Source organism: Parabacteroides sp. PFB2-10 (assembly GCF_029893085.1).
Classification (GTDB): Bacteria; Bacteroidota; Bacteroidia; order Bacteroidales; family Tannerellaceae; genus QVMG01.
Window position 1 is genome coordinate 14,217 of record NZ_JARXWI010000023.1, and the last position, 19,617, is coordinate 33,833.

Genomic DNA, 19,617 nt, shown 5'->3' on the forward strand with positions numbered 1-19,617 from the left:
TGAGAGACAAAAGTAAGGAAAATTACCGGATTATCCCCCGCCACGTCGACTATACCGGTTGTTCGGCTACAGGCAGTGTAAACCAGAAGGTTGATCCTTTTCCTTTTTCGGATCTCACACCAACCTGTCCACCCTGGTCTTCAATAAATCGCCGTGTGATGCTCAATCCGAGTCCTACGCCTCGTTGATAATCGTCGATTTTGTAGAACTGATCGAAGATATGAGCCATTTCCTCCTGACTTAATCCGATGCCGGTGTCTGTTATTTCCACCCTGATATTGCCCTCTTCGTCTTGTCTGTATGACAGGGAGACGGAGCCTTTCTCGGTGAATTTGTTCGCGTTGTCTAAGAGATGGTAAATCGCTTGTTTGATATGTTTCTTATCAACATGGACGAATAGTGAGGGTAGTGATGAGTCGAAATGGAAGTCTATCGTTTCTTTTTTATTAAAGGTAGTCAGGTTGATGGCCGCGCGACAGATCTCTTTCATATCGACCAGCTCCTTTTCATAAATAATCGGACCGGCTTCGATTTGTGTGAAGTCCAGTATGCTGTCGATCATGTGCAATAGGATCTCATTGTTTTGTTGCACGATCTCTCCGTATTCACGGGCTTGTTCGCTGGATTCTTTCGACTCTGTCAAGATTTTTGTGAAACCGAGGATGGCATTCATCGGCGTGCGTATCTCGTGGCTGATGTTTGATACGAAAGACCTTCTGACCCGGTTGAACTCTCTGTTCTTGATAAGTTCCAGGTCTTTCTCCCGTTGTTCCGAGATATCGGTCGTAAGGCAAATGATCCTTTCCGGTTTGCCGTTATCATCCTGTTTGTAGGTGCGCAAACAAGTGTATATCCAGTATGTCTTGTCGGCAATAATCATTCGATAGGTCTCCTCAAAAGAGGGGATCGCTCCCCGCAGCAACTCCTGAAGATGTTGCCTGAAGGCTTCCGCATCTTCGGGATGTATATATTCAAAATAGGTGGAGATATTGGCTGCATGTTCTTGTTGGAATCCCGCTAAGCTGTTTTCTTTCTTGTTATCGAGCGAATTGTCGATAATCGCTTTATCGTTTTTAACATCATATTCCCAGAAGAAAGCGTTTTGTGCTTCCAGCGCCATTTGCAGTTTGGTCAGATTGGTGTTGATCTCCTCCTTTGTCTTATAATAACCGGTGTCGTTATGCACCAGCTGCAGGTATCCGAACACATGGCCGTGCATGTCTTTCAAAGGCGTACACTTTCCGATCAGGCGCATGACTTTTCGGCTGTTGGTCGATTTGTAATAGCCGGTTTCGTTTACTCTGTCGAAATAATAGTCGTTTTCAAACACCGTGGGTTCCCCTTTGTGGAGCTTATCAAAAGATTTGGGAGAGATATTGGGGTTCTCAAACAGGTTGACGCCTAATACCTCCTCTTCTTTTGTGCCTAATAACTGTAAACCGTAGGGATTTATTTTCCGGAGTATACCGTTGTTGTCATATAGTTCGATGCCGACAGGCAATGTGTCGAATATTAATTGAAAAAGCGTATTGCTCTTGAATGCCTCCAGGGTGGTCTCCTCGATCTCTTTTTGCATATATTCATTTTCAATCACAACGGAAAAGATGTTGGCAAAGAAATGCACGTTTTCAATATCTTCTTTCGTCCATTTGTATTTCCGGTTCACGAAATCGATCCCCAGAAAACCACAAACGACACCATCCTGATGGATAGAGGTGGTGATCGATGATTTTACATTATTCTCTAATAAAAGGGGTATCTCCGTAAAAGAGATCATAGGCATCCGGTCGATATCCGAGATAACCGTGTCGATGCCATTCTTTATATTTCCAATCCACAAGGGATATTCTTCTTCGGAATATTTCTTTTGGTGATTGAATTGCTGATTCAATATGCCGGTGGCATTGGCAACGCCTTTGGCCGTATTCTCATGAATAAAAGAAATGGAGGAGTCATTTTCATTGAAGTACCCGATATATATCCGGTCGGCATCGAAGAATTCCAATACGTTGGCCAATCCTTTCTTGGCAGCCTCCGACTTTTCACAATCGAGAAATAACTGGAAAATCTCTTTAACGGTTTTACTGAGTGAATTGAAAGGCGTGTTCTTGCCGCCAATAATATTTCTGATCAGGCTCATTTCAAGCAATTTATAGGGTTACTATATCCAGAAAGCAAATGTAATAAAAAAGAATAATAATAAATTGTATATAAACGGTTTTAAATAGAATAAAAAAAAGCCGCATTGGTTGATGCGGCTTTTCAATGTATATAAGGATATTAATTATCCGTTTACTTTAGCCATGTGAGCGATAAGTTCCAACACTTTGTTTGAATAACCCCACTCGTTGTCATACCAAGATACAACTTTCACGAATTTGTCGGTCAAAGCGATACCGGCTTTCGCGTCGAAGATAGAAGTACGAGCGTCGCCGATGAAGTCAGAAGAAACTACATCTTCTTCTGTGTATCCAAGGATACCTTTCAGTTCGTTTTCAGAAGCTTCTTTCATGGCAGCCTTGATTTCTTCGTATGTAGCAGACTTAGCCAGGTTCACTGTCAAGTCAACAACAGAAACGTCCAAAGTCGGAACGCGGAAAGACATACCAGTCAGTTTACCGTTCAGCTGAGGAATTACTTTACCTACTGCCTTGGCAGCACCTGTAGAAGAAGGAATGATGTTACCAGCTGCAGCGCGGCCACCTCTCCAGTCTTTTACGGAAGGACCATCTACTGTTTTCTGCGTAGCAGTAGTAGCGTGAACAGTTGTCATCAAACCGTCAGTGATACCGAATTTGTCGTTCAATACCTTAGCGATAGGAGCCAAACAGTTGGTAGTACAAGATGCGTTAGATACGAACTGAGTACCTTTTACATAAGCATCCAGGTTCACACCGCAAACAAACATAGGGGTGTCGTCCTTAGAAGGAGCAGACATAACTACATATTTTGCACCAGCATCAACGTGAGCTTTTGCTGTATCTTTTGAAAGGAACAAACCAGTTGATTCAACAACATATTCTGCACCAATCGCATCCCATTTCAAATCAGCCGGGTTTCTTTCTGCTGTAACGCGAATTGCTTTACCGTTTACAACCAGATTGCCGTCTTTTACTTCAACAGTACCGTTGAATTTACCGTGAACTGTGTCGTATTTCAACATGTATTCCATGTATTCAACACTAATCAAGTCGTTAATACCTACAACTTCGATGTCATTTCTTGTCTGAGCTGCACGGAAAACCAAACGTCCGATACGACCAAAACCGTTAATACCTACTTTAATCATTGTAATAAAACTTTTTAAATGGGTTTATTAAAAATACTGTTTTTGCTTTTACTTCTAACATCCACAAGGTGTGGCGCATGAGGTCAATACGAAGAGCATTAATACAAATACTGCGAAAAGTATTCCTCTACATTTCATCTTGTTCATGATTTTTCGACTGCAAAGGTAGTTATGTTTTTTATAAGTTGTTTCTCCTGAGAGTAGAAAAATGTGTTTTCTAACATAAATTAATTGTTAAAACTCACTTATTTTTACCTGTTTTTCTTTTTGAAGAAGAGACTGCCGATAAGTTTCTTGGCTCCTTTGATTCCCCAGGTAAGCAGGAATGGTTGCGCCATCTTGAATGCGATAGAAAAAAGTCCGCTACCACCCAGCGCATTTCCATCGCCGTCTGTAGCGATATTCGGCATGGAAACCTGTTGTGATGAAGGGCTGCGTTTGGCTTTTCCCGGCAACAGGGCAGACGCGGCACTGGCAATGATCAGCCGTCCTGCATTCTCATGCAAATAGCTCAGATCGTTGTTTATCTTATGCGCCTGGGCGTCCGTTTCCCGCTTTATAGATTGCTTCTTTTCACGAAGCTGTTCCAGGGGTGTCTTCTGCACTGCCTTCATTGATTGTTTCACTTGTTTGTACCGGTTCATTCTCTTCATCATCCAGAGCAGCAATAATGCTGTTGGTGAGTTTTCCGGTGAACCATTTCTTATTCATAATTAAGATTCCGATAACGAGAAGGTAGATTCCTCCTACAATAGCAATACCTGCACTGGTAGAGTTGAGCCATTCTCCGATCTGAAACCCTAAAGCCAGAAAAATGAAAAAGGCCGCAAATATACCGAGCACAACTAATGCCAATACATAGGAGAGTGAGGAAATCCATTTCCCCGCTCTCTCATATGCTGTTAGTTTCAGGAATTCGACTTTTAGTTCTACAAACGCTGTCAGATCATCTTTCAGCTCTGTGAAAACTTGTCCTAAATCTTTATCCATAAACTGATGTTATTCTTCCGTTGCTCCCTGAGCCGTTTTCAGCATGTCATCTTTATAGTTCTTTGCTGTTTTCAACGCTTCCTGTCCGGATTCTTTTGCTTTAGCCACGGCTACATTGAATCCTTCTTTTGCTTTTCCTGCCATATCTTTCAGCTCTTCCAACAGCTCTTCGCCTTTATCCGACCCTACTAAATAACCTACAGCAGCACCTACAGCTACACCAATGGCAAGACCTACTAATAATTTTGAATCTGAACCTTTCATAATCTCAATGCTTTAATTGTTTATAATCTATATATTCATAACGCTTTTAACTCAATTATAGTTTAAAAGATCTTCTCCTTTTAGTGTTAAAAGACTTTAACTTTCAACTTTTACAGCGACCCAGTTATTCTTCTCCGTAAAAGAGATCAAGCGCAAGCCCTGCTGTTTACATGCCTCTTCGATCAGAGGTATATCCTCGCGGTAGAATCCGCTCATATAAAGCTGTCCGCCGGGTTTCAGGTTTTGGGCATACGTGGGTATGTCCTGCAACAGGATATTGCGGTTGATATTGGCAAAGATAATATCGAAAGGCGGATAGTCGGCAATCAATTCAGCGCCTCCGCAGGCCACATCAATCTCTTCCCTTTTATTCAGGCGAATATTTTCCAACGCGTTTTTGAAAGCCCATTCGTCGATATCGATCGCCGTCACCTTCTGTGCTCCTTTCATAGCGGCCAGAATAGCCAAAACGGCCGTGCCGCATCCCATATCCAATACCTCTTTCCCGGCAAAGTCTATCCCGAGTATCTCTTTGATCATCAGATAGGTCGTTTCGTGGTTCCCGGTTCCGAAGGCCATTTTGGGATCGATCACAATCGTATAGGTATATCCCGGCTCCTCTTCATGGAAAGAGGCGCGTATCAGGCAATCCTGATCGATGCGGATCGGTTTGAAATAATTTTTCTCCCACTCTTCGTTCCAGTCCCGGTCTTTGATCAGCGCCTCTTCGATATGAAAGGTGACATCAACAAGGGGGAAGGAGCGGAGTTGGTTTTGCAATGCCTCTTTATCGTATAGATTTTCTTTGATATAAGCGAGCAGTCCTTTGTCTGTTTCCGTGAAGCTTTCAAACCCGACCTCGCCTAATTCCGAGGCCAGTATATCATGAATAATATCTTGAGGAAGAGAGCTTGTATAGGTGATCGTCAGTTCGTAATAATTCATTTGGTTTGTGTATAACGTTTCAGGTGGGTAAATATACAATTAATTTATGGTTTACAAACGTTAAATCCCCCTTTTTCTCTCGAAAAGCGAAATATCATTTTGTCAAAATCGCAGGAGTTTTTTTTCGAAATGGCAGGAGTATTTTTACAAACTCCCGGGAGAAACATTTTTTAACGTATCATATTGTAAAGCAAAATGGCCATTTTGCTTACATTTTGCTTTTTAACACTTTTAGAACGAGGGGGTAGCCTATGGCAATTATTCCGGCGATTGGTTGATCTCCTGAATGTAGTTCCACAGCTTACGGTAGAAGGTATGTTTGGTGAGTGTTTGGGCATCGCCCAGAATGATCAGTTTCATTCGGGCACGGGTGATGGCTACGTTCATGCGGCGTAGGTCGTGAAGAAAGCCAATCTGCCCCGTTTCGTTGGCACGTACCAGGCTGATCAGGATCACATCGCGTTCCTGCCCCTGAAATCCGTCTACGGTATGGATGCTGATCAGTCGTTTGTAGGGTTTGAAAAAAGAGTCCTGGTTGAGGCGTTGGCGCAGGTAATAGACTTGTGCTTTATAGGGTGAGATCAGTCCGAAGTCGATGTTTTCTTCCAGGATGCGGTCTCTCCCGATTTTTTCCAGGTAGGCTTTGAGCTCGGCGATCAATAATTGTGCCTCTTGTTTGTTTACGCGGCTCATGCTTCCCGAGCGCACCTCTTCGGTGAAATCCATCTCCGAGGTGTCGATCCAGTTGATGGGTTGATCGTATTGCAGAATGCCGCGCTCTTTCACCTCCGGGGCTGCCACCAGGCGGTCGTGGTAGAACCATTGCGAAGGGAATTTCATAATCGCTTGGTGCATGCGGTATTGCATGGTGAGCAGGGAGACCGATTGGGGTTTGTGGCTAACAATCTTCTCCATCAGGGTGAAGTCGAGCCCGCCACGGGCGGCTTCGGGACATTTGATGGTGGGTGGAAGCTGCTGGTGGTCGCCGGCGAGGATCACCCGGTCGGCCTTGCCGATCGCGATCCAGCAGGCGGGTTCCAATGCCTGTGTGGCTTCATCGATGAAGAGGGTGGTGAAGTGGCGGTTCAGCATCAGGCGATGATCGGAACCAACCAAGGTGCTGGCCACTACGCGCGCCTCCTCAAATAGTTCCATATCGATTTTCACTTCCAGTTCTGTCACGCGGAAGCGCATGCGGGATAGGCGGTTGCGAACGGTCTCTCCACTGCTTCCGCTCTTACGCGAGGCCGACTGTAAGGCACGGATATTCCTCCGCAAACTCCATAATTCCGGATAATCGGGATGTGCCTCGAAGCGACGCTCGTAGGTGAATGAAAGCATTTTTTCGTTTACCCGTGTCGGGTTTCCGATGCGGAGCACGTTGACGCCCCGGTCGACCAGCTTCTCCGAGATCCAGTCGACTGCTGCGTTGCTCTGGGCACAGACCAATACCTGGTTCTCCCGGCGCAGCGTTTCATAAATGGCTTCGACTAAGGTGGTTGTTTTTCCGGTGCCCGGCGGGCCATGTACCACTGCGACATCTTTGGCTTCCAATACTTTGTTGACGGCGCTTTCCTGCGACGGATTCAGCCAGGGGAAGCGGGTTGGAAAAAGGGAGCGGGTGGAGGGCATTTGTTTACCGATCAGTTTCTCGCGCAATTCGGCAAGCCGACCGGTGTTTGTTTTCATCACCCGGGTCAGGGCTTCAAACATGATTCGGTAGCTGGTCTCATCAAAATAGAGCTGAATACCCAGATCCATTCTTCCCTGCACCTCGGCCAAAGCGGCAGCCGAAGGCAGAACCACCACCATATACTCGTCGCCGACATAACTAACTGTTGCGGTAAAAGTGAGGTATTGCATTTCACCGCTCAACGCGGTATTGAAAAAGACAATGGGACGGCCGGGTTCAAAGTTATGCTCGGTCTCGAAGTCTGAACGCCGCTCCACGACAACGACAAGCTGATTCAGGGAGTTGTAATAACTCCTGCCCGGCGCGACAGGATACCAGCACAGGCCTTGCTGAATCTTCCTTTCGACACCGATACGCTCTGCCTGCAGGCGATAGTTTTCTTTCTCGTAGGCATACTCCAACTGAAGCAGATCATACTGTTTCTGCAGATCGGCCAAAGCAGAGGCAGGGGGGTGTTGCATCTGAAACAGGGCACTAATCGAGTGTTTCTATTTCTTTCAGCCACATGGCGGAGGCCGCATCGCTTGGCATGCGCCAGTCACTGCGTGGTGAAAAGCTTATATTCCCGACTTTGGGGCCGTCGGGCAGGCAGTTGCGCTTGTATTGCTGCTGGAAGAAACGGCGATAGAAGGTATGTAGCCACTTCTTGATGGTTGCTTTGTCGTAGATGCCGTCGAAAGCCAGTTGTGCCAGGTAATATATTTTGGCAGGACGGCTGCCGAATCGCATGCAATAATAAAGGAAGAAATCATGCAGTTCGTAGGGGCCAACCAGGTCTTCCGTTTTCTGCAATAGGTTTCCTTCCGTGTCGGCGGGTACTAACTCCGGACTAATAGGCGTATCTACGATGTCAAGCAGGGTAAGGCGCGACGTTTCGTCGGCCCGGTTTTCCGCTATCCAAACGACAAGCGACTGAATCAATGTTTTGGGGATGCTTACATTGACATTATACATCGACATGTGGTCGCCATTATAGGTAGCCCAGCCCAACGCCAGTTCGGAGAGGTCGCCGGTGCCGATCACCAGACCGTTCACCTGGTTAGCGATATCCATCAGGATCTGTGTCCGTTCGCGCGCCTGGCTGTTTTCATAGGTCACGTCATGCACGGCAGGGTCATGATTAATGTCTTTGAAATGTTGGGTGGTGGCCTCTTTTATAGATATTTCCCTGATCGTCACGCCTAAGGAACGCATCAGGCTGAGGGCATTGGCATAGGTGCGGCCGGTGGTGCCGAATCCGGGCATGGTAATGCCTGTTATATTTGCCCGGGGGATTTGGAGCAGGTCGAATGTCATCACGGTGACCAATAGAGCCAGTGTCGAATCCAGTCCGCCGGAGATCCCGATAACGGCGGTTTGTGCCTGTGTATGTTCCAGTCGTTTGGCTAATCCGGCCACTTGTATTTGCAGTATCTCTTCACAATGTTCCGACAGCTTTTCGCCGCTTGGGCGGAATGGGTGCGGATTGATCTTACGTGTAAGCGCGACAGGCTGGTCGGTATGGGGGAGAGAAGCTGATACCTGCAACACTTCGATCCGTTCGAATCCAGTCAGTCCTTTGTTGAAATTGGTATTTTCCATGCGGTCATGGAGTAAATGATCAATATCGATCTCGCTGATGAGCAGTTCGCCATCGCGTTGAAAGCGTTTGGCTTCAGCCAGGATGTTTCCATTTTCCGCAATCAGGGAGCTGCCAGCAAAGACAACATCGGAGGTCGATTCGCCATAACCTGCCGTAGCATAGACATAGCCTGCCAGGCAACGGGCGGATTGTTGTTTTACTAATTGCTTACGATATTGGTGTTTTCCGATCACCTCATTGCTGGCCGACGGGTTGACGATAATCGTTGCCCCGGCCATGGTCAGTCTGGAACTGGGAGGAATCGGCATCCATAAGTCTTCACAAATATCCACACAGAAAGAGACAGTTCCCGCTGTGAACAGCATATTTTCACTCATAGGATAGAGCTGCCCGGATATATTTATGGTGTTCCCCTGCAGGTCGGTAGCGGAGGTAAACCAGCGTTTCTCCTGAAATTCTTTGCCGTTGGGGAGATATGTCTTGGGTACAACGCCCAATATGCGTCCTTTTTGTATGCCTACACAGGCGTTGACTAAGCAATTCCCGCTTCGCAGAGGAAGGCTGACGAAGGTAAGCATGTCAATGTCTTTGGTGTTTTCTACTAATTGAACAAGCGCTTTTTCCGCCTCTTCAATCAGCGTCTGTTGCAAAAACAGATCCAGGCAGGTATACGCTGTAACAGATAATTCCGGAAAGACAATGGCTTGCACTCCTTGTTCGGCTGCTTTTCGCATGAAAACTTCTATCTGTTCGATATTATAAAAACAATCTGCCACCCTTACCGGTGGAGTAGCCGCGGCTACTTTAACGAATCCGTAGTTCATAATCCTTTAAGTCAAGGCTCAAAGATAAGTCTTTTTCAGCGAGCTCACACAATAGGCCCATACAAAAAAAAGAAGGTGAAACCGGGGGGCTTCACCTTCTTTTTTCTTTTTGTCTAAAATCTTTAAATGTGGAAACGGTTATTAATTGCAATAAAAATCTTTTAATTCATTTTGTAAACGTTGGCGGGCAACAAATATCCGGCTTTTGACTGTGCCCATAGGTATATCCATCATTTCGGATATTTCGTCGTATTTGTATCCGCTTACGAAAAGGGCAAAAGGTACTTTCATATCTTCACTCAAGCCTTCAATGGCGCGGTTGATCTCTTTCATGTCGATGCATCCTTCCGGTGAATCAAAGCCTGAATGGTCGAAAGAGTCTACATTGTACAGGTCGGCTCCGGCATCAATAATAGAATGTGTGCGGATCATCCGGTTGTAGTTGTTGATGAAAATGTTACGCATAACGGTCATCACCCAACCTTTGAAGTTTGTGTTGTCCGTAAACTTGTCGCGGTTGTCTAACACTTTCAGTGTCGTGTCTTGCAGTAAATCCTGCGCGTCTTCCTTGTTTGCGGTCAGTGTCAGTGCAAAACTGAATAAGTTGTCTTGCAAACTGAGTAATCTTGTCTGAAATTGTAAAGCAGTCATTGTTAAAATCGTTTTTCGCTGTTATTATAAAAACCTTATTTACTCCCTGAAATCGCTGATTTATCGCTGATCGATATGCGAATGTAGGAAGAGCGAAAAAGATGGAAAACAATTTTTTGAAGAAAATATTTGAAGAATTGAAAGTTCTTTGTTTTTCAAGAAATGAAGCGGTTTTTGAATAGAATATTCAACCTTTTCAAGTTGAGAAAAATGACATTTTCAACAAAATGATTACAATTCTCAAGAAAGCATCCCTTTATTCCTTCTCACCGTAAGCCAGGTCACCGGCATCTCCCAGGCCAGGTACAATATAGGCATGCTCGTCCAGGTCGTCGTCGAGGGCAGCAATCCACAGGGTAATGGGCGCTTCCGGCAGTTTTTCCTGCAGGTAGTCGACCGCTTGCCGGCTGGCAATGATAGCGGCAAAGTGGATTTCGGCGGGTTCCCCTTTGGTGCGTAAGGCTTCGTAAGCCAGCTCCATCGATGAGCCCGTGGCAAGCATCGGGTCGGTAATGATCAATGTTTTTCCGGTTAAAGGAGGCGCAGCAATATATTCAATGTGGATATCAAAATTCAATCGGTCTTTGTATTTCCGGTAAGCGGAAACAAACGCATTCTCTGCGTGATCCATATAACTTAAAAATCCCTGGTGATAAGGTATTCCTGCACGCAGGATCGTCGCCAGGACTGTTTGGTTATCCGGTGTATAGGTTGGAGCTATGCCTAAGGGAGTTTGAATATTCTTTTCTGTGAACGAAAATGTTTTGCTGATTTCATAAGCCATGACTTCTCCAATGCGTTCCAGGTTACGGCGGAAACGCATACTGTCTTTCTGTATGGTGGTGTCGCGCAGCTCGGCAACAAAACTGTTTAAGATGGAATTTGGCGTGTTCAGATAAATAACCTTCATATACTTTTTTGGGAGTCAAAAGTAGTCATTACGGGTGTTGTTGCCAACTATTACGAAAAAAAAGAATCTATTTTTTATCTGTTTTCCGTCAAAAGAATAAGAGGTATAAAATAGATTCTCTGCTGCCTTGATCCTGATTCAGATCCTGATAATGTTTTAATTTTCATGTCCCTCATTCATCGCTTCAAGCAGGAATTTGCCTGGTTTGAATTTTACGGTAGTACGCGGCTTGATCATGACCGGAGTACCCGTTTTAGGATTTCTGGCGAGGCGGCTGCTTTGCGGCCTGGGCAATAAGGTACCGAATCCAATCAATACGATTTCTTCTTTTTTGGTCATACATTCCGTTACGATTTCCATGCAGGCCTCCAGGGCTCTTTTGGCATCTGTCTTAGACAGATCTGCTTTTTGGGCTAAAACGTCGATAAATTCTTTCTTGTTCATGATAGTTAATGTTTCTGATTAAACCTATACAAATATAAGCGTTGTGTGGTGTTCAAATTTACCTATCTAACGAACTCAAGGCTTTATAACAGAATATACTGTATAAAAATAGGCCGTAATTGTTTCGAAAAACGAAATGATATTGGTATTTTTACTATTTTAGTTGCGATAATTGAAAACACAACAAAAGTGAACTAAACATGAAGTCAGAGCTTAATAGTGAATTGATAGAGGCGGTTAAGGAGAAAATGCTTGACGATCGAAACGTGCTTCATATTCTGATGGAGACATTATCCATAGGCAAAGAGGCTGCCTATCGTCGAATCCGGGGGGATGTTCCTTTCTCCTTTTACGAAGTCGTTCTCATTGCCAAGGAATTGGGATTGTCGCTTGATGAGATCGCCGGCAATTCGGTTACCCACGGTGCCATGTTTTCCTTTAATCTGCAGAAAGAGGAAAACCCGTTTGATTACATTTACGGTATACTCAAAGGTTACTATAACCTGTATTTATATGTGCGGAATACGCCAACAGGAAAAGCGAGCAATGCCTCCAGTCATTTGCCGTTTCTTTATTATTTACAATATAAGACACTAACTAAATTCCGCGTATGCAGTTGGTTGCATCAGACTCATGGCATTAAGAGTATGCCAAAGATGAGTTCCGTCACCTTGCCTGACAACCTTTCCGAAATCACACATCAGGTATCGGATATGCACCGGGGAGTAGCACATACCACCTTATTGTGGGATAAAAACATATTTGCTACACTCATCGAAGACATCCGTTTCTTTTATGAAATGGAGCTTGTTTCGGGAGAGGAGGTCCGATTGATGAAAGAGGAATTGAACAATCTGATCGATGAAATTGAAGAGATTGCGCACAAAGGGAAATATGCGAATGGTAATGAAGTAGACATTTATATCTCCAGCATTAACCTGGAGGCCTCCTATACCTACGTAAGTAAAGAACATTTTCAATTGAGCGCTTTCCATATGTTCGGAATCGACTACATTCATTCCGAGAATCCGGGGATATGCGAAGAGCAAAGAATCTGGATCGATTCACTGAAGCGCTACGCCACGCTCATTTCACAATGTGGTGAAAAGGAGCGGTTAGCCTTTCTGAAAAAACAACGTGAATCTATTAATTCCCTGTGAACTTAACATACCCGATCTTCGTGTACTTCGTGTTATGCGATTCTATTTGTTTTAAAACTTTCGCCGAAGCAATATGTATTTTTTCATCTTTTTGATACGGATGTGTGCCAGGTGAAAGTGTTTTAGACGTAAGACTTCTGTCTTTCGCCTTTATTGTCAGCAAAAAATAATTACCGGCCGAATCGGTTGCAGTCAGCAACTGGTCGACATAGAAATACTCCACTCCACCGACAAGATAGGTTTTGTAGTAATCATCTTCAACACGCACTTTGGTAATCGTTAATTCCAAGTTTTCAATCTTTTCACCCGGCCTACCCGCAAAATGGCCGGAGGCGGTCTTATACTTCTTCTTGGTTTGAAGATCCAGGAACACCTTGTTGTAAGTCTTGGCTAACTCCTTGAAACGGCGTTCGCTTTTTGTTTTCGCTTCATACTTGTCGGCGATCCAGTTTATATAACGTGGATCGATCAGGTAGATCGATTGAAGGTGATGCCCTCGGTATTTACCAAACAAGACAATATCATCACCCTGATAAGGAGTGGAAGCGATCTCTTCTTTTAATTCCAGCGGCAATAGGGAATTGGCGATTGTACGCATGGCTTTCCGGACAGAAGAGAGGGCGTCCAATTCCAGGTTGAATAAATAAATGAAAGGGTGATATTCCGCGTCCGGATTGTAGAACCAAAGTGTATAATAGAGCGACTTATTGGTTGGATACAACACGATGTAATACCCCTTATCCGCAAATCTTCTTTGGTTGAAATCATGAAGCTTGCCCTGAACAATGGGTAATAACTCGTCCGGTATGTAAGGTAAACGATGGGTCATTTGACAATTTCATTGTTAATCCGTTCACGTACCTTCTTCCATGCATGCGTGTCAAACAGGCTGCTTTCCCGCATGGTGTAATACATCTCCTTAAACCGGGAGATAGGGATGACAAAACTTAAGATATTCGCTTCCACATAAGGACGTACAGAAGGATCGAAAAGACCGATAAACGTTCGTTTTCCGTTTCGGCTATTCTCAACCACCGCATTGGTTACCACAGCCGAACAGCCTGAACCAAACATCGAAGTAACCGTGTCTTCCGAGTTATTGTCAAAATAGGCCCATGTTGTTAACCCAGAAAGTATATCGGGCGTAGCTAAGAACAGGAGGCCTTCTACCTCGTCAAAAGTTTCAACCCTGTCGATACGGGCGAAGTTCAGATACATCCGATTGGTAAGCGGCACACCCAGGTTTTCGATAAACTCAACCACCATTTCGGGCGTCTTTTTATATTTTTCTTTCAACGAAACAAAGTTAGGTACCCGTTCGGGCATTTCGGCAAAACCGGTATAGAACTTTCCTCCTCCACAGCCAATCACCTCCGCATTCAGACTTATGAGATTTCCCTCTCTCACAGCTTTCAGCCCTTTGAAGAAACAGCCATTTATCTTTTCGGTATTGGCAAGCGGGGTATCGGAATACCAAAAAACGATTGGTAGTTCCGCCTTTTCGCCAAAGGCTTCCCTGTAATTATTAATAAAAAGATTGATATCCATCGTTCTATTGTTTTGTTAAGTATAAATCAATTCCTTATCCAACAGTTGCCGACATATTTTCTTTCTCAAATTCCAGCAATTTCTTTTTCCTCCACAGCCCTCCGCCATACCCTGTGAGCGACCCATCGGCTCCGACAACCCGGTGGCAGGGCAGGATAATGGAGATTTTATTCTTTCCGTTGGCGTTGGCAACTGCTCGAACAGAGGATGGCTTACCGATCAGTTCGGCTTGCTTTCCGTAGCTTGTGGTGCTGCCGTAGGGGATTTTCAGTAAAGCAAGCCAGACAGTTTTCTGAAACTCCGTGCCAACCAGATCCAACGGAATATCAAACTCCCTGCGTTCTCCTTTGAAATATTCGTCCAACTGCTTACGAAGGGTATTGAAATGCGGATTATCGCCTTGTACAAGCGGGGCTTTGAACTGTTCGCCCAATTGGCTGAGCTCCAAATCGATCAGTTTATAGTCGGCAAACTCGAACATACAAATCCCTTTCTCCGTTGCTGCGGCAACCATCAACCCCAATTCAGTTTCCATGTGAGTGATATTGACAAATAGTCGTTCCATATTATTCGATTTTTATAATTGACAGTTTCAAACCAATCACCCTAATAATTCTATATAGTTACCTTCAGGATCAAGGACAGCGCTTTCATAGTAGCCATCACCCGATGTGCGTGGTTCACTTGCTATCGTATCCGGCCGGTTCATCAGTTCAATGCGACTTCCGCCTTCATTGATGGTAAGGAAATAGGAGGTGTAGTTCTTGGTGGGATTAACATATTTATCCCCACAGGATAGATTGAAGTAGTAAAGGTAAAACTCCCGCATCTTTTCAATATCATCTACCCAAAAAGCTATGTGTTCGATTTTCATATGCATTTCAAATTTGTTCTGCTTGTAAAAATACCTATAAAAAAACACCTGACAAAATAGCTTGCCAGATGTTTTATGCAATTTTATAAAGCCGTTCAAGGGGCATCTAAACACCAAAAACCTAATTGGTTTTTTCATTCAGAAGCGAATCGGGAACAAAGCGCTCCATGTATTCGCTGGCCAACATGCCCATTTCCTTTTTGAAGCATGCACTGAAATACTTCGGATCGTTGAATCCGACGGCATAGGCCACTTCGGAGATACGCAGATTTCTCTTTTCTTCCATGATCCGGCATGCTGCTTTGATGCGTATGTTACGGATAAAAGAAGAGGGGTTAAGCCCGGTAAGAGATTTGAGTTTTCGATAGAGTGTCGACCGGCTGGTGCCCATGGCCTCCTGGAACATGACCTGGTCAAACTCGGGGTCATCCAGGTGTTCGTGTATTAAGTCGATGGCTCGTTGCAGAAACTCTTCGTCGAGGCTGGTATAATTGAGTTCGTTCGCCTCGAAGGTGAGTTGTTTTTTGAAATCATGGGTATTGCGTTCTTTGGCTTTGATCAGGTTGTTGATGCGCGCATGCAATACGCTCAGATTAAACGGCTTGGTGATAAAGCCATCAGCACCCGATTCGTATGCCTCCACGCGGTCTTCCTCCCGGTTCTTGGCTGTCAACAGAATAATAGGGATATGGCTGGTTTCCAGATTGTTCTTGACCTGTTTACAGAATGTTATGCCGTCCATCTCCGGCATCATAATATCGGAAACAACCAGGTCGATCTCTTCATTTTCCATGCAGCGGATGCCTTCTGTGCCTGTTTTTGCGGTATGCACAATAAAGTCCAAGCTCAAGAGACGAACCATTAATTGTAATAAATCGTCGTTATCTTCGATTAGAAGGATGGTGTGTTCGCGGGGAGGCTGTTCGATGGTGTCGCTTTCCTTAACGACTTTGTTAGGGAGTGAATACGAAGTTTCGCTGTCTGGAATAGATATGCTGTCGTCGATTTCTTCCGGCGAATAGAAAGATTTTCGAATAGGGATGATCACCTTAAATTCACTTCCTTTACCCGGTTCACTATTTACTTCGATATTTCCTTTGTGCAATAAGACCAAATCTTTTGTCAGTGATAAGCCAATCCCTGTGCCAGCTGTTTTAAACTTACGGTGATCGCCTTCATAAAAGCGTTTGAACAGATTGTTTACCGTCTCCTTTGACATCCCTTTTCCATTATCTTTCACAGAAAGAACAGCCCATCCGTTTTCCGTATCATATTGCAAATCGATCCATACAGCAGCGCCGGGTGTATTATATTTTGCCGCGTTCGACAGGAGATTATACAATATCTTATCCAATTTGTCCGGATCGAAATAGGCCGGGAAGTATTCCGGATCGCATATCAAAGAGAAATGCATCCGTTGTTTTTTTATTAACGGTTTAAAGCTTTCTACGCTATTGCGCACAAAACCGGCTAAGTCCCCCTGGGACACTTTCAGTTTTAGATTGCCTGTTTCCGCCTTACGAAACTCTAATATCTGTTGTAACAGACGAATCAACCGATTGACATTGCTTGTCATCACCCGGTATTGCTCTTTGTTTTCGGGGGCTGTTTGCTTTAACTCATCGACCGATGCGGAGATAATGGTCAACGGAGTCAATAACTCATGGGTGATATTGGTGAAGAATTGCAATTTGGAATGATTCACCTCGTCTCGCTTGGCTTGTTCCAGCTCAGCTAACTGAAGGCTTTGCGTCAGTTTGATCCGGTATCTGACGAATCGATACCCTCCATACACCGCCAGTACAATCAATAATACGTAGAGTAGGTATGCCCAGGCGGTTTCCCAAGGTGGAGGCAGGATGGTGACCTGTAGCTGTTTGACAGAGTCATTCCAACTGCCGTTTGCATTGGTGTTTTTTAGTGAGAAAGTATAGTTTCCGGTTTTTAGATTGTTGTAATAGGCAAATCTCCGGCTGGCATCCGTATATTGCCAATCCATATCAAATCCCTCCAGCTTGTAAGCATATTTAATATGAGAAGAGGCCGCATATCCTAACGCAGCAAATTCTATTTCGAAATTATTTTTATTATAATCCAATTTTATTTTGTCAGTAAATCCGGGAGCATAGGATGAAATCGTATTTTGTTCTTTGGGATCGAGTTGTCCCCATGGTTTATTAAATATTTTAATGTCGGTGATAACAATGGGAGGGAATGTGTTCTCTTCACTCATGCGATCTGGGAAAAAGGAATTATAGCCAAAATGTCCTCCAAAGAACATTTCACCGTTAATATCCGTAAAAGCGGCGTTACGATTGAAAAGGTTGTCTTGCAGGCCATCGGAAGAGGTATATAGACTATATTTGGCAGAATCGGTATTATGGGGTATTTGTAATTTGATCAACCCGACATTGGATCCTATCCACAGATTCCCTTTCGTATCTTCCTGAATACTGAAAATATCATCCCCGGGAAGATTTAATCGTTGATGAACCGGAAGAAAAGAATCAGTTTCTTTGTTGTACAGACTTAATCCACCTCCTTCCGTGCCGGCCCATAGGCGCTTTTGCTTGTCTATGAATAAGCAGGTGGCAAAGCTATTATTAAGTTTTTTGTTTTCCGGCGAATATTCCTGTATATGCAGGTCCTCTTTTTCGCGTGGGTCACCAATGATACGCACGATCCCTCCATTTGAGGTGGCAGCCCAAATTCCTCCATCTTCATCTTCTGTTATATCCACGAAAGAAAATGAATAAAAAGAGGTAGACCTGATTTTTGCATCATTCAGGCTGATCCCTTCATCCTGAGGGGTAACTACCATCAATCCATTCCTAAAACCAAGCCAGGTTAACTGCCGTGAGTCTTCTTGTATGGTGAAAACGCATTGATTCGACATCCAGGGAGCCGTCGTTCTGTTATAAAGTTTGACACGTTGTCCCGCCGGTGCTTTTTCGTCATATTGATAAAGCCCCCAGTCGAATGTACCAATCCATATTTTTCCGGTTGTCGGCGATTGTTTGATTGTATTAATAGTTGGTAACCGTCCGAATTCGTGAAAATCGGGAGAGTCCGTATTGTAAGTATATTTCCCTGTTATCCTGTTGTAGAGTAAGAATCCTCGGTTGTCGAGGGCGATCCAGATAAGTCCGTTTTGGTCTACCATGATATCTCTTACTGATGATGTGCTAATATATTCATGTTTTACCTCTTCCAGGTTGTTGCTGTTAAACTCGCTTTTGCGTGTCCATGTGCTATTCACGCCTCCTCCCATTGTGCCAATCCATATCGTACCTTCTTTGTCACGCAAAAGAGAACTGATAGTTTTGAATGAAATGGAATTTTTAGAGTTGTCAGGTAAGATTGTTTGAAAACGCCCTTCATTCTCATCGATCAGAATGCTCAGTCCATTTCGCGTTCCTACCCATATCATACCGGTATTCAGATCCTCCGATATCTCATATATATAGTTGTCGGCGATGCTGCTTGACATACTTTGGTCGTGACTATACCCTTTTACCTGGAGATTATCCATATCATACGGATTCCTGATAACGAAAAGCCCGGCATCCCAAGTCCCTACCCAAATGCGTTTTCTCTGATCTTCATAAAGCGAATAACAAGAATTATTCGGAGTGAATGAAGGATAGCTGTAAGTCTTATTTTCTGCAAGATCATAACGGAAAATGCCACTGGACCATGTTCCAATCCAAATAAAATCATGACTGTCCTGAATCAAAGCTTTGACACCTCCGCTGGAATTTATCAATGAGCATTCTTCTGTTTCGGGATTATATCTGAACACACCGTTTTCAGTTCCTAAAATCAAGTCTCCGTTTTTTGTGATAAGCAATTTACTGATCCATCGGCCTAAGAGCATTTCGTGGGTTATCTGTTGAAGCATGCCGGTCTTTTTATGCAGCACGTTTAGCCCGCTGTATGTGCCTATCCATAAGCGGGAATCATTGTCTTCGGCAACACAATAGATGGTATTGTTTGTAAGCAGTTCAGGTGTGTACAGGTTCGATTTGTAAGTACGAATCGAATACCCATCATATTGGCATAACCCATTTCGGGTAGCAAACCACATATACCCCTCTTTATCCTGATATATCTGGTATATCTCGGAGGAGGGTAGTCCGTCTTCAATGGTTATATGATTGAATTTATAGGATTCGGCATAGGCACTGCCGGACACGATGAACAGATTACTCAGAAAAAAGAAAACATACAGATATTTGCTGCATGAACAACAGATCCCCTTCATGATATTCGCTTGTGTTTTACTGTGCTAAAATGATTCGGATAACGAAACAAAAATACAAATTTTGGATAGAACAAAAAGTGAAGTTGTTTTTAATAATAGATAATTTAAATTCAAAAAGGACGACAATTTGCCCAGGCCTTCCCTTTGTCTTCCTTTTTGAGTAAATCACATCCCGTCAC

The 19,617-nt window shown here is 44.1% G+C and carries 17 protein-coding genes; 1 reads left to right on the forward strand and 16 read right to left on the reverse strand.

The features are described 5' to 3' along the window. Window positions 1–49: 49 nt before the first annotated feature. The 11 genes from M2137_RS13865 to M2137_RS13915 form a co-directional block, all read right to left on the reverse strand. The gene (locus M2137_RS13865) at window positions 50–2,140 is read right to left on the reverse strand and encodes an ATP-binding protein (RefSeq protein WP_280767042.1); all 2,091 of its coding nucleotides are present in this window, start codon (window positions 2,138–2,140) and stop codon (window positions 50–52) included. Window positions 2,141–2,284: 144 nt separating this feature from the next. Further along, the gene (gap, locus tag M2137_RS13870) at window positions 2,285–3,289 is read right to left on the reverse strand and encodes a type I glyceraldehyde-3-phosphate dehydrogenase (RefSeq protein ID WP_280767043.1); all 1,005 of its coding nucleotides are present in this window, start codon (window positions 3,287–3,289) and stop codon (window positions 2,285–2,287) included. Window positions 3,290–3,540: 251 nt separating this feature from the next. Then, the gene (locus tag M2137_RS13875) at window positions 3,541–3,894 is read right to left on the reverse strand and encodes a hypothetical protein (protein WP_280767044.1); all 354 of its coding nucleotides are present in this window, start codon (window positions 3,892–3,894) and stop codon (window positions 3,541–3,543) included. After that, window positions 3,863–4,279 carry a phage holin family protein gene (locus M2137_RS13880; protein ID WP_280767045.1) on the reverse strand — a complete coding sequence of 139 codons (417 nt, stop codon included), beginning with the start codon at window positions 4,277–4,279 and terminating at the stop codon, window positions 3,863–3,865. Before M2137_RS13880 ends, M2137_RS13875 begins: the two co-directional genes overlap by 32 nt. 9 nt (window positions 4,280–4,288) lie before the next feature. Then, window positions 4,289–4,543, reverse strand: a complete 255-nt coding sequence (locus M2137_RS13885; RefSeq protein ID WP_280767046.1) for a YtxH domain-containing protein — start codon at window positions 4,541–4,543, stop codon at window positions 4,289–4,291. Between the two features lie 96 nt (window positions 4,544–4,639). Further along, window positions 4,640–5,488: a 50S ribosomal protein L11 methyltransferase gene (prmA, locus tag M2137_RS13890; RefSeq protein WP_280767047.1), complete on the reverse strand. Its 849-nt coding sequence runs from the start codon at window positions 5,486–5,488 to the stop codon at window positions 4,640–4,642. A gap of 258 nt (window positions 5,489–5,746) precedes the next feature. Continuing rightward, entirely contained in the window at window positions 5,747–7,642 is a 1,896-nt protein-coding gene (locus tag M2137_RS13895; RefSeq protein ID WP_280767048.1) for an AAA domain-containing protein, read from the reverse strand. Window positions 7,643–7,655: 13 nt separating this feature from the next. Beyond that, window positions 7,656–9,587: an NAD(+) synthase gene (locus tag M2137_RS13900; RefSeq protein ID WP_280767049.1), complete on the reverse strand. Its 1,932-nt coding sequence runs from the start codon at window positions 9,585–9,587 to the stop codon at window positions 7,656–7,658. Window positions 9,588–9,728: 141 nt separating this feature from the next. Beyond that, window positions 9,729–10,238 carry an RNA polymerase sigma factor gene (locus tag M2137_RS13905; RefSeq protein WP_280767050.1) on the reverse strand — a complete coding sequence of 170 codons (510 nt, stop codon included), beginning with the start codon at window positions 10,236–10,238 and terminating at the stop codon, window positions 9,729–9,731. 256 nt (window positions 10,239–10,494) lie between these two features. After that, complete coding sequence (upp, locus tag M2137_RS13910) at window positions 10,495–11,148, reverse strand: uracil phosphoribosyltransferase (RefSeq protein WP_280767051.1); 654 nt, start codon at window positions 11,146–11,148, stop codon at window positions 10,495–10,497. Window positions 11,149–11,304: 156 nt separating this feature from the next. Next, complete coding sequence (locus tag M2137_RS13915) at window positions 11,305–11,592, reverse strand: HU family DNA-binding protein (RefSeq protein WP_280767052.1); 288 nt, start codon at window positions 11,590–11,592, stop codon at window positions 11,305–11,307. A 200-nt stretch (window positions 11,593–11,792) separates the two neighbouring features. On the opposite strand from M2137_RS13915, the gene M2137_RS13920 reads away from it, so the two are divergent. Further along, a complete protein-coding gene (locus M2137_RS13920; RefSeq protein ID WP_280767053.1) occupies window positions 11,793–12,752 on the forward strand; it encodes a hypothetical protein in 960 nt (319 codons plus the stop codon). On the opposite strand, the gene M2137_RS13925 is transcribed toward M2137_RS13920, so the two are convergent. The 5 genes from M2137_RS13925 to M2137_RS13945 all read right to left on the reverse strand — a co-directional run bounded on the left by M2137_RS13925 (window position 12,739) and on the right by M2137_RS13945 (window position 19,438). Next, window positions 12,739–13,581, reverse strand: coding sequence for a hypothetical protein (locus M2137_RS13925; protein ID WP_280767054.1), 843 nt, complete (start codon window positions 13,579–13,581; stop codon window positions 12,739–12,741). The two genes, M2137_RS13920 and M2137_RS13925, sit on opposite strands and share 14 nt — an antisense overlap. Then, window positions 13,578–14,300, reverse strand: a complete 723-nt coding sequence (locus M2137_RS13930; protein WP_280767055.1) for a DUF169 domain-containing protein — start codon at window positions 14,298–14,300, stop codon at window positions 13,578–13,580. The genes M2137_RS13925 and M2137_RS13930 overlap by 4 nt, the downstream gene beginning before the upstream one ends. 34 nt (window positions 14,301–14,334) lie before the next feature. Further along, window positions 14,335–14,865, reverse strand: a complete 531-nt coding sequence (locus tag M2137_RS13935; protein WP_280767056.1) for a methylated-DNA--[protein]-cysteine S-methyltransferase — start codon at window positions 14,863–14,865, stop codon at window positions 14,335–14,337. A 36-nt stretch (window positions 14,866–14,901) separates the two neighbouring features. Further along, window positions 14,902–15,174, reverse strand: a complete 273-nt coding sequence (locus M2137_RS13940; RefSeq protein WP_280767057.1) for a VOC family protein — start codon at window positions 15,172–15,174, stop codon at window positions 14,902–14,904. Between the two features lie 121 nt (window positions 15,175–15,295). After that, a complete protein-coding gene (locus M2137_RS13945; protein WP_280767058.1) occupies window positions 15,296–19,438 on the reverse strand; it encodes a hybrid sensor histidine kinase/response regulator transcription factor in 4,143 nt (1,380 codons plus the stop codon). Between the last annotated feature and the right edge of the window lie 179 nt (window positions 19,439–19,617).